This window comes from Bacillus cereus group sp. Bc031, from assembly GCF_027716265.1.
Lineage (GTDB): Bacteria > Bacillota > Bacilli > Bacillales > Bacillaceae_G > Bacillus_A > Bacillus_A paranthracis.
In genome coordinates, this window is record NZ_JAQFUL010000060.1 from 21,110 (window position 1) to 32,799 (window position 11,690).

An 11,690-nucleotide genomic window follows, 5' to 3' on the forward strand; every position below is an offset into this window, starting at 1 on the left:
ATTCTCTTTATTATACATATTCATTTCGTTTTATTTGGTTAACATAATATTCTTACTGTATTCTGCGATTAATGCCTGTGCATGGGCATTTCCTTGAATTACATCTCGAAATTCTTTTAAAGAATACAAATGCGTAGCCCCTTTTCGGGCATGAATTCGTACTGGTACACCTTGTAAAGTATCATGAAATTGAAATGGCTTATCTATCGGTTCAATTGGGAAACCGAGTGTTAATAAATACATATACATTCTTTTTGTAACCGCTGCGATATACCATTCTGCTTTTGTTTCTAATGCATGCATAAATAAAATAGCTGTTAGTCTTTTGAAGTGTCCTCTCCCACGAGACGTTTTCGCAATACTTAACTTGCCTATTTCATATACATTTTGCAAATCTTTCACTAAATCATTTTTAGAAAACGGATAGAAAAACTCAGAATTTGATTGTTCTGGTACCGTATACTTCATACATTCTACTGTACCGATATGATGTTCATCTTCTATTAATAAAAATCGTGATGGATTTAAATTACGTTCTACGAACATTAAGTTTCTTTCTTCACAAAAATCTCCCCATAGTTGCTCGAACCAAAAATGTTCTTCCTTTGTTTGAACACGCTGGAACATATTTCCCCGCCTTTCCCATCGCCGCTCTGTTTTTTGATAACGCTTTCACTATCTATCATATAAGAACAAATCTTCGTATGCAACTAAAAATATTTATGACTTATTATATTCTGCAAAACGAATTAAATTCCATCATAATCATCTCTTATCCCTCATGTACCATCCTTCTCACAATATATTTATATTACTTGCAAATTCATATCGTATGAAGCCGTCTCCCCTACTGCATATAATTCTTCTTAATCTAAAGAAATCCTTTATAAAAAAGGATTTCTTTTACTTCTTCATGCTTTTTAACCACTTCTCAAAAATTTGTACCATTCCATGTTTTCCAGCTAATTTCTCTTCCCCTTGCTTTGTTTTATATGGATATAATTGTAAGAAAATACCACAACCAGACTCAATTTTTTTACTATGCATATGACTTCCTGGATATACACAAATGACTTCATAAATGGCCCTTCGATGATAGACTCGCTTTCCATCCTGTTCTTCTACAAATTTTATAGACCAGTACTTATACATTTGCTCAGTTGCTTTCGTATTCCCAACGTGCTGAAAAATATTGTACATTGGGCTATACTTCACTTCAATAATAATAGAAGATTGATAGACGTATTTCTCTTCCCCCTTTACATAACAGTCTAAGCGAATATCTGGCTTCTTCGTATCTTCTCCATTATAAAAATTACTCCCTTTACTTAATGCAATAAGAGGATGTGTTTCAATTAAATCATTAAATGCGACATGGACTTTCATATCATCTCGATGTAAAACTACTGTCGTTCCATCTTGTAATCCATCTACATAAAAATGTTCTTGTATTTGTTCACGAATGGAATTTCTAGCTTCAAAACCAATTTGCTCTAACATGGAAATAACGATAAAAAAAGCGTAATATTCATACACTAAAAAAGTTGGTTTATAAACAAATAATAAAGATGGAGATTGATCTGTATATTGTGGGAGTAAATCTAAATGCTGTAGTAATTGTTGATGTGGTATCGGTAAATTATGTGCGTTCATTCTACCCGTTTCAGAAACTTCTCTCCAAAATGGAGAATGCATTAAAGTTTGAAAGTATTGTACACTATCATGTACGAAATGCGCTAAAATTTTATATTCTTGTATCTTCATAGAACTTTTTCGTAAATCCGCCTCTTTTAGTAAATGTATATTTTTATATTTTTGTTTCTCTCTATCGGTCACTGATCCATTACGCTCAATTGTTTGTATAATCGTTTTTACAGCTTGAAATTCTTCTGATTTCTTCTTTTTTTCTCTTTCTAATATTTCAATTGTTTGACGCAAAAAACTTTCTGCTTCAAGTAAATAAAGATAAAATTGCATCGCTTTAAATTTAAGAAATGCATTTTCTATACTATTTTTTTGTTCGATAAACTTACGATTATAATATTTTGCGTACGGTTTTCTTTCCGCCACTACCGCTCCTTTCCTCGTTACTTTCCGCTCCTTTTCTTCCCATTTATATTCATGTATAAATTTTGAACTCGATTCTATTTTCTTAAAAATTCGCTTTATCTTTTTCATTTTTTGCGGCAACTTTCTAAGTAACACTAGATAAGAAGAATCTTCAATATCGCTAAGTGCAGAGAAAGTCTTTTTATAATAACCTCTATCTAAAATCAACTCATTTAAAATTGACTTCACATAGTTTTGAATCATTTCAAATTGATCATCAAAAAAATTTTTTGGAACGACTTGAAAAGCGCCATAATACGTTCGATTTTCTATATTCACCTCAAAATGATATAAACCACAACGCCATGGATAAAAGAATTCCGTTTTTCCATGTTCATATATTAATACCTTTTGTTTTTTTTCATTTATTTCATATTTTGTCTCTTTTATATTTTTCTGTCCCTCATAGACTTTATTCCATATAAAAGTAATATTCATTGGATTTTCATAATGGTATTGCAATCTAATTGGTTTTAATTCTTGCACTTTATAAATACATTGAACTAATGCTGTTGCAGAGGTACAAAGACGATTTAATAAAATATATTCTCCTTTTGACTCCGTTCCAATAATTAACTTTAATACAAAAGGAAGCGTTTCTTTCGTATCAACGATTTCTGTTTCGTATCGCCCATCATTTTGCATAACCATACAACTCCAGTTCTCTACGCTTTTCTCTTATATATGCTAAAGAGTGTTCAAATGTAGATACTCTGTTTGCAAGTGGAGATTGCAAAAGAGGTACTAATGTTGCCCCCCTTTTTACTTCCTCTGAAAGTAAAGACCCAACCATCATTTCAGTCCCTCTTATTTTCGTCAATACACGTTGCTTTATTTGTAAATCAAATCCTTCCTCTCTACTAATCATATAAGAATGATTATTTTGGAACGGTATATTTTGCAAATAAGTAGCAATTGCATTTGCACATCGAAAAGAAATTCCCTTTGACGTATCGTGTGATGACAATACACCATGTAACTTATCTAATAGCTCTAACTCTTCTTCAGAAAACACCTCAATCATCGTTTTATTCCTGACCCAATTTATGCGAAATTCTCCTGCAGTTACTTTCAGAGGTGGTTGTAATACAACTTTCTCTTGCTCCATACACATCTCACAAAACGGAATCTTTCGTAAAGTTATTACATTCGTCCGATCTAATAATCGATCTGAGAGCTCCTTCGTTGTTTCATCAAAATTCACAGTACCAACAAATATAATATTTTCTCCAATTTCAATTGTTGGCGGAATTGAATTTTCTTTTTCTTGCACACCTTCATATAAATTTAAAATACGATTTTGTTTTTCAAGTTGAAGAACAGATAGAAATGGAGTAAACCAATGCTCAATATGTGACATATTCATTTCATCAAAAACGATTATATACAGCTGATTTTGATTTTCTTTTGCCTTCATTAACGCCCTAACTAATTTTGTTTCACTTTCAATAAAAGTACCATTTGGATGAAGGTAACCAAGTAAATCATGTGGTTCTTGATATGATGGTGAAATCGGGATCCAAACCAATTCTTCCCCGTATTGTAATCCAAGTGCTTCTGCATAAGCTTGCACAAAACGGGATTTTCCAGCACCTGGTATCCCCCCCAGAATCGTCAACATATTTGTTTTTGTACTTATATGAAAGTTATAAATATCTGTTTCATCCAAATATAGCCCTTTATTACGTATAAAACTTTTCACATACTGTAAAAAGACGGATTCACGCTCATCCCATTCCCATTCATCCTTTTGCACTTTTATTTCCTCTACCTCTACAAGCTTACCTTCTTCAGTTATTCGTTTTTTTAATTGCTCATACACATGATTGCTTACAAAATATAATTGATCTTCTACCGCTATTTCTACATACTTCATCCAGTCATTAAGTTCTATATACTTACATTCCCGCTGCTGTTCAAAATATGCGATTGAACTAATTGACGATGACTTTAAAGATATATTTCCATATAACCTTCCCTCATGCCACAATAACTCAGGGGGCTCAAAGTCTTTCGGATATTTTGGCATTAGAAATGACAAATAACCGTTACTAAGTTTTCTTTCTAAAGACTCTCCCTTTTTATAATCGGAAACTTTAGGTACTGGAATCATTTTATAACCGTTTGCTATTTCTCGCGCTTCTTCTGTACAAATTAACTCCACGTATATATGTCCTCTTTCATAATAGAGACGAAACATAATCAATTGCTTTTCTAGTTTTCTTTTCTTTAATTCCGAAAAGACTTTTTCATTCTTTTTATTGCTACATAAACCTTCAAATACATATGGTTCATTTTTCAATTGCTCTTGCAATGTGAATGGTATTGGCGATAGGCATTGTACAAAGAAATTCTCTCCACTCTTCTCACTCTCTGCTTTTGTAAACTTCCCAATAAACCTCATATAGTACATTCGTTTTATAAAACTTGGCTGAAGAGCTTTATGTAATTTCACCTTCGTCACCTTCTTTTTTCATACTATTCTTAGTGTATGAAAGAAACGCAAAACTAGAAACAAAAAACCTGACGTTATCCGCCAGGTTCAAAATGAAATCGTATATTAATGAGATGGAAATGCGTTTTTCTCTTGTAAGATGGCATTATGAGCAATTTTCATTTTAGCAAGTACATATCGTAAACGATCTTCAGCGTTTTCATCTTTATGTTGCTGTAATTCCGCCAAATTCTCTACCGCACTCGCTAAATTTTCAATCACTCCTCGCAGTTCAGGATGATGATTAAAAAAAGATTCTTGCACTAACACTTTCCTTACTTCACTCGCTAAATCAACAATTCTGTTCAACTGTTCTTTTCCTTCCATTTTCATCCCTCCTGAATATCTTATGTATTAAATATTCTATAGACAAAGAAAAAAGCCCTTTAAATGAAAAGGACTTTTACATTTTTATATTTCCAGTCAATAACATATAAAGAGATGTAACAGCTGCTACGACAATTGCCCACATTACATATCTCTCTATACGAGTAAAACAACGATTTCCTTTTTCTTTTCTTGCGTACACATAAACAATGATCCCAATTCCGTATACGATTGAAACGAGCAATAAATTCTTCAAACCAGCTGCATAAATAAGCCATATAGAGTAAAGTGAAGCAATTAAAGCTAGCGAACCATTTTTCACTTTTGCATCTTTTAGTTCATTTGTAATCACTAATTTGAATTGGAATAACGCTGATAATAAATATGGTACTAAAATTGATGTTGACGCTATGAAATACATAATTTGATATGTTGACTCTGAAAACAGAACGATTATAAATATAACTTGGGCAACGCCATTTGAGATCCATAATGCCATATGCGGTGTTTGTTTTTTATTTGTTTTCGTAAAGACTTTCGGAAACACGCCATCTTTTCCTGCTACATGGGAAATTTCAGAAACAAGTAAAAACCAACCTATTAATGTACCTACAAGTGAAGCAACTAACCCGATGTTAATCGCTACTGCGCCCCACGTCCCAACAACATGTTCTAATACATGTCCCATTGACGGCGTTTCTAAAACAGAAAGTTCTCCTCTTGTCATCGCTCCCATTGACAAGACAGAAATTAAAATATAAATAGACATTACTAAAATAAGTCCTAATACTGTCGCTTTACCGACGTCTCGACTATTTTTCGCTCTTCCAGATAATACTACCGCTCCTTCAACCCCGATGAAAACCCAAAGAGTTACAAGCATTGTATTCTTCACTTGACCAAGTATAGAGGAAACTGAAATAGTTCCTTCTCCCCAAAAATCATGTGTAAATGTATCCCAGCGAAACGCTGTTACCATTACAACAATAAATAATACGATTGGTACCAATTTCCCTATTGTTGCAATCACATTCATAATAGATGCTTCACGAATGCCAAATAAAATTAGAAAATGAAGTGTCCATAATAAAAGTGATGCTCCTACGATAGACGCAACACTATTTCCACCTTTAAAAATGGGGAAGAAATAACCTAATGTACTAAACAGTAACATGATTGTTGCAACGTTTCCTAAAATTCCTGCTAACCAGTATCCCCAAGCACTGTTAAATCCGATATATTCACCGAAACCAGCACGTGCATAACTATAAATCCCGCCCTCAAGCTCTGGTTTCTTTCTTGCTAACGTTTGATATACGAGCGCGAGTGGAATCATTCCCATCGCTGTAATACACCAGCCAATTATGATAGAGCCGCTATTTGCTCCTACTGCTAAATCATGCGGTAAACTAAAAACACCGCCACCAACCATTGTTCCGACTACTAATGCAATTAATGGAAAAAATCCTAACTTCTTTTCTATTTGTACCACCCCATCTGTCATTCTAGGTGTTATGTTCGTTCAACTATTAAAGTCACCTTTTTCTCTAATAGACGCTTCTCTTATATTTTTTCAGGAAAACATTACTTATTCTAAAAGAAAATGAAGAAAAATGGAATACTTTTTTGAAAAAATGTATAAGTATGCACAAAAAAACCGTTCATTTTATAATGAACGGTCATTTCATACATATGAATTTGTATATTTTTTGTAAATTTAACGAAGTAAATTCTCTTTTTGTAAAAATTGTTTTGCGACTTCTTCACTACTTTTACCATTCACATTTACTTCATAATTCATTTTTCGCATTTCTTCATCTGTAATTTTTCCAGATAATTTATTTAATACTTTTTCAAGTTCAGGATATTTTTGTAATGTCTCTTTTCTTAATAACGGTGCACCTTGATATGGTGGGAATAACCCTTTATCATCTTTTAACACTTTAAGTCCGTACTGTTCCAATTCACTATCTGTTGAATATGCATCGATTACGTTAACATCTCCAGATTCAATTGCGCTATAACGCAGCTTCGGCTCCATCGTTTTAACATTCGAGAACTTATAGTTATATAATTTTTGCATTCCTTTATAACCATCTTCACGATCAGCAAATTCTAATGTGAACCCTACTTTAGCATCCTGTGCAATATTTCCTAAATCAGAAATTGTACTTATATTCTTTTGATCTGCTATTTTTTTCGGCATAGCTAGTGCATATGTATTGTTATACTCCATTGGTTTCAACATAACCATACTATATTTCTTTTCCATTCCAACGCGAGCCTGCTCATATACTTCATCCCGATTTGTACTTTTTGGCTCTTCTTTCACGAATGTAGATAAAGCTGTTCCCGAAAACTCAGGGTATATATCTACTTCCCCTGATTTCAACGCTTCGAATACAAATGATGTTTTTCCAAGACCTGGTTTTAATTGTACATGTAAATCGGTATCTTGTTCAATAAGCTGCTTATACATTTGAATTAAAATTTCAGGTTCTGATCCAAGTTTGCCCGCAATAACAATATCTTTCTTTTCGGTATTCCAAAGAAATGGAGAAGCAACCATTATACAAACAATACATATCGTCAATATAACACGCTTAGACGAACGTTTTGGACTCTCAAGCACCCGAAGTTCTACATCAAAGAATAAAGCAAGTAACGCGGCTGGTACGGCCCCTAAAATGATAAGCGCATGATCATTCCGATCGATACCAAGCAATATGAGTTTACCAAGCCCACCAGCACCTATAAGAGCTGCTAATGTAGCCGTTCCAACAATTAATACCATTGCCGTACGAATACCGGCCATAATAATTGGTAACGCAAGAGGAAGCTCTACCTTCCACAGTCTTCTCCAGCTATTCATCCCCATAGCTTTCGCTGCTTCAATTAAAGATTCATCTAACTCCCGTATTCCTGTATATGTATTGCGTAAAATAGGTAATAGTGCATACACAACTAATGCGATAATCGCTGGAAGTTTTCCGATTCCTACTAACGGAATTAATAGTCCGAGCAATGCAAGTGATGGCACTGTCTGCATTACTGCAGAAGTTCCTATTATAAATTCAGCCATTCGCTCTTTTCTCGTTAATAAAATGCCAAGCGGTACCGCAATAATTACTGCAAAAAATAATGAAATAAGCGATATTTGTAAATGCTCACTTAATGCAGTTAGTAATTCTATTTTTCGTTCTTGGAACGTCTGTATAAAATCAGTCACTGTTTAGCCTCTTTCCTTCATTTGTTCAACGATATAATTGACAATATGACGACTTGTTAAAGCTCCAACATATCGACCATTTTCTTCAACTGGAACGACTTCATCAGCTCGCAGGCGAACTAATGCTTCTTGTAAAGAAGAATGTAATGATAGTGCCTCCCCTTCTATCCGCATACTTTCATCATGTGGCAATACATCTTCAATACTTTTCCCCTCATACCAAGGTCTTCCACGATTTCCAATGAATTCTTCTACAAATTCATTTTTCGGGTTATGTATAATTCCTTCTGGCGTATCTAATTGAACAACTTTTCCTTCTTTCATAACACAAATGCGATCTCCAAGTGATAATGCTTCTTGCATATCATGTGTTACGAATACAATTGTTTTTTGAATCTTCTTTTGCAATTGTACGATATCCTTCTGAAGCTGTTCTCTACTTAATGGATCTAGCGCACTAAATGGTTCATCCATAAGAACGATTTTCGGGTTTGCGGCTAATGCCCGCACGACACCTACACGTTGTTTTTGTCCTCCTGATAATTCATCAGGCATGCGATCGCGATATACGTCTGGATCTAGCCCGACCATCTGGAGCAACTCATCGACACGAGCTTTTATTTTTTCTTTGCTCCACTTTCTCATTTCAGGAACAACTGCAACATTTTCAGCAATTGTCATATGAGGGAACAAAGCGATTTGCTGCAACACGTACCCTATATCCCATCGTAATTCATTAATATTGTATTCTTGAATATCTTTTCCATCGATTAAAATTGAGCCTTCTGTCGTTTCAATTAAACGATTAATCATTTTCATTGTCGTTGTTTTCCCGCAACCACTCGGACCAATGAGAACAAAAAATTCTCCCTTTTTAATTTCTAAATGCAATGAATCCACTGCTTTTGTGCCATCTTCATATGATTTTGACACTTGATTAAACTGAATCACAAATACAACTCCTTTATCGTTGTTTCCTTTATTTTGATGGAATATGGAATTCATTTCAAATGATACGCATTATTCAACAAAAAAAGAGCTCACATTTGAGCTCTAACGGTCTAACAATATGGTTTTCATTATAGCGGCGTATTCACGCACATACATTTTTCTCTTAGAGCGCATTGGCGTTTCAGCAGCTAGTGCCTCCATCCTCATGCCTAAACGCTTTGCAATTATTTTCGTTCTATATAAATGATACGTATTGCTTACAACTACCGCATGTTTCACATCATATAAATCTATACTAAACTTTAAATTCTCATACGTATTTGTAGATTGATCTTCTATTAAAATACGACTCTCATCTATACCATGTACCATTAAATAGTTCCTCATACTATGAGCTTCCGGTATATCTTCATCTTCTCCTTGACCACCTGAAACAATTACTTTCGCTTCAGGATGAGAAACTAAATATTCCAATGCTACATCCAAACGGTTTTGAAGAGATAAAGACGGTCTATCTCCAAATAACTTTGCACCTAATATAAGAACGTACGGAGAGTGATGGCTCAGCTTTTCACGAGCAACTTTCTTCATTCGAAAGGTCATACAAAGAATGTATAGTGGTGGTAATAATAAGATTATAAGTAATATCCATTTGTTCATAAATATGTTTGCACTCCCTTTCTTTTTATTATATAAAAAAAGATTGGAAGGCAGAAGTGTTTTTTAAACGATTGATTTATTAAAAACTTTCGTCCCTACTTTACGTTGTGAATATACATAATAAAGAGCAATTCCTAATGATAGAATCAATATACAGCTAAGTACGTAAAACGGGAGCATTACCCCAGCTTTAGATACACCAGCTGTAAACAGCATTAATAATACAATTCTTATTCCTGTACCAATTAATCGAAATAAGCTGTCAACACGTCCCATTACTTCGTTTGGGATTTCCTCCATCATCAATACATTTCTCGCCACTCTTGTCCCCGCATTTCCAATCGCATGAAAAATCGCTAGTCCATATAACAACATTACGGAAGGTTCAATAATCATTGCGGTAATTGAAATTACATAAATGCACATCGTCATAACGATTGAAACTTCTGTTTTGACATATTTCATTATGAGTGGAATACAGATTCCTGCAACAACAGCTCCAACACCGTACATCATTCCCTCTATCGCGTATACAGAGGCATTAGCTTTAAGTATATCCGAAATATAAACTGGTATTAAATAATTTGCCATCATGACACCTATAAACGGCATATAAGTAGCAAGTAAGAACCAAAAGAGCTTAGGACGTTTTTTCATAAAGTGAATTCCTTCGAACAATTGCTTCTTAAATGTTATTTTCTTTTTAATCTCTTTTTTCTTGACATACGGTATACATAAAAACAGCAAAAATGCTCCTACAAAAGTTAACATATCTACTAACAATATCCACTTCAAAGACACAACTTCAATTAGAAAGCTCGCGGCTGCTCCTGAAATAACTTGTGTTAACTGTCCTTGTATTTCCATCGTTCCACTTAAACTTTTATAATGTTCTGCTTGAAAAATTTCTTGGTTGAACGCAAAAATTGTAGGATAAAATAATAGATAGTAAAAAGAGCCCGCTATATAAATAAGAATATAATGAATAGAATGATAGGATTGCCCAGCAAATCCCCATATAACCATTATTCCGATTACGGCTATCCCAATACCTTCATTACATAATAATAAAGATTTTCTTGAAAAACGATCAATACTTTGCCCGATAAACGGAGTTAACAAAAACATAATCAGTGTTGAGATGATGGAAACATAACCAAACGTTGTCTCTCCTCCACTCTCTTTAATTAACAACCATGGAATCGTTATCATTACAATACCGGAACCAATAGCTGATAGACTATTGGCCCCTAGAATGAAATACAAGCGTGAATCTTTATAAAGAGATGACATATCACTCAACTCCTAGTTGCTTTTTCACCTCTTTATATACGCTCATATATGCTTTCAATTCTTTAACTACATCATGAATTAATGGTTTTGCATCTTCCCCAAGTTCACCATCTTGCACATGTAATCCATCAAGAACAACTTGTTTTGGAATTGCATTTGCATAAACACCTCTAGCGACCGTTCGCATGCTGTTTAATGCATTTATTCCACCTTTACCGCCACCAGCAACCGCTAACAACGCAACTGGTTTATGAATAAATTCATTACTACTTAAGTAATCTAAAGAGTTTTTCAGCGCACCGCTCATCGCATTATGATATTCTGGTGTACATAATACAACCCCATCCGCAGCTTTCACTAACGTTTTTAATTTTTTCACTGCCTCTAAATCACGTTGTGACTCTTCTCCATTGTATAAAGGTAACTCCTCAATTGCTAAATCATATAATTCCCCTTCAAATTGATCCGCAATATATTTTGCCACCACGCGAGTTCTACCAAATTTTCTTGGTGTACCGTTAATAACAACTAGTTTCATGATTATTTCTCCCCTCGTATATTATATTTAAGCTGTTATTTCAGCTTTAAATTCCCTTAATAAGAGACCCGTAAATTAATACTTGGATG

The 11,690-nt window shown here is 34.1% G+C and carries 10 protein-coding genes; all 10 read right to left on the reverse strand.

The features are described from left to right. Positions 1–30: 30 nt before the first annotated feature. A complete protein-coding gene (locus PDQ33_RS20450) occupies positions 31–627 on the reverse strand; it encodes a hypothetical protein (RefSeq protein WP_000487805.1) in 597 nt (198 codons plus the stop codon). A 276-nt stretch (positions 628–903) separates the two neighbouring features. Beyond that, the gene (locus PDQ33_RS20455; protein WP_061130881.1) at positions 904–2,754 is read right to left on the reverse strand and encodes a hypothetical protein; all 1,851 of its coding nucleotides are present in this window, start codon (positions 2,752–2,754) and stop codon (positions 904–906) included. Then, positions 2,744–4,564, reverse strand: a complete 1,821-nt coding sequence (locus PDQ33_RS20460; protein WP_000766181.1) for an AAA family ATPase — start codon at positions 4,562–4,564, stop codon at positions 2,744–2,746. The genes PDQ33_RS20455 and PDQ33_RS20460 overlap by 11 nt, the downstream gene beginning before the upstream one ends. 105 nt (positions 4,565–4,669) lie before the next feature. Next, on the reverse strand, positions 4,670–4,930 hold the full coding sequence (locus PDQ33_RS20465) for a hypothetical protein (protein WP_000398576.1): 261 nt from the start codon (positions 4,928–4,930) through the stop codon (positions 4,670–4,672). Between the two features lie 76 nt (positions 4,931–5,006). Next, positions 5,007–6,434 (reverse strand): arginine-ornithine antiporter, encoded by a 1,428-nt coding sequence (arcD, locus tag PDQ33_RS20470; RefSeq protein ID WP_000129462.1) that lies wholly within the window; start codon positions 6,432–6,434, stop codon positions 5,007–5,009. 213 nt (positions 6,435–6,647) lie between these two features. Continuing rightward, positions 6,648–8,159 (reverse strand): ABC transporter permease/substrate-binding protein, encoded by a 1,512-nt coding sequence (locus tag PDQ33_RS20475; protein WP_270756504.1) that lies wholly within the window; start codon positions 8,157–8,159, stop codon positions 6,648–6,650. A gap of 3 nt (positions 8,160–8,162) precedes the next feature. Beyond that, complete coding sequence (locus PDQ33_RS20480) at positions 8,163–9,110, reverse strand: ABC transporter ATP-binding protein (RefSeq protein ID WP_000614093.1); 948 nt, start codon at positions 9,108–9,110, stop codon at positions 8,163–8,165. Positions 9,111–9,212: 102 nt separating this feature from the next. After that, positions 9,213–9,770: a YdcF family protein gene (locus PDQ33_RS20485; protein WP_001045788.1), complete on the reverse strand. Its 558-nt coding sequence runs from the start codon at positions 9,768–9,770 to the stop codon at positions 9,213–9,215. A 63-nt stretch (positions 9,771–9,833) separates the two neighbouring features. Beyond that, positions 9,834–11,063, reverse strand: coding sequence for an MFS transporter (locus tag PDQ33_RS20490; protein ID WP_000097178.1), 1,230 nt, complete (start codon positions 11,061–11,063; stop codon positions 9,834–9,836). Between the two features lies 1 nt (position 11,064). Next, complete coding sequence (locus tag PDQ33_RS20495; protein ID WP_000780354.1) at positions 11,065–11,601, reverse strand: NADPH-dependent FMN reductase; 537 nt, start codon at positions 11,599–11,601, stop codon at positions 11,065–11,067. Between the last annotated feature and the right edge of the window lie 89 nt (positions 11,602–11,690).

Coding starts and splice junctions, on each gene's coding strand:
- PDQ33_RS20455 (WP_061130881.1), bottom strand. CDS start 2,754: ATGCAAAATGATGGGCGATACGAAACAGAAATCGTTGATACGAAAGAA.
- PDQ33_RS20495 (WP_000780354.1), bottom strand. CDS start 11,601: ATGAAACTAGTTGTTATTAACGGTACACCAAGAAAATTTGGTAGAACT.
- arcD (WP_000129462.1), bottom strand. CDS start 6,434: ATGACAGATGGGGTGGTACAAATAGAAAAGAAGTTAGGATTTTTTCCA.
- PDQ33_RS20485 (WP_001045788.1), bottom strand. CDS start 9,770: ATGAACAAATGGATATTACTTATAATCTTATTATTACCACCACTATAC.
- PDQ33_RS20490 (WP_000097178.1), bottom strand. CDS start 11,063: ATGTCATCTCTTTATAAAGATTCACGCTTGTATTTCATTCTAGGGGCC.
- PDQ33_RS20465 (WP_000398576.1), bottom strand. CDS start 4,930: ATGGAAGGAAAAGAACAGTTGAACAGAATTGTTGATTTAGCGAGTGAA.
- PDQ33_RS20450 (WP_000487805.1), bottom strand. CDS start 627: ATGTTCCAGCGTGTTCAAACAAAGGAAGAACATTTTTGGTTCGAGCAA.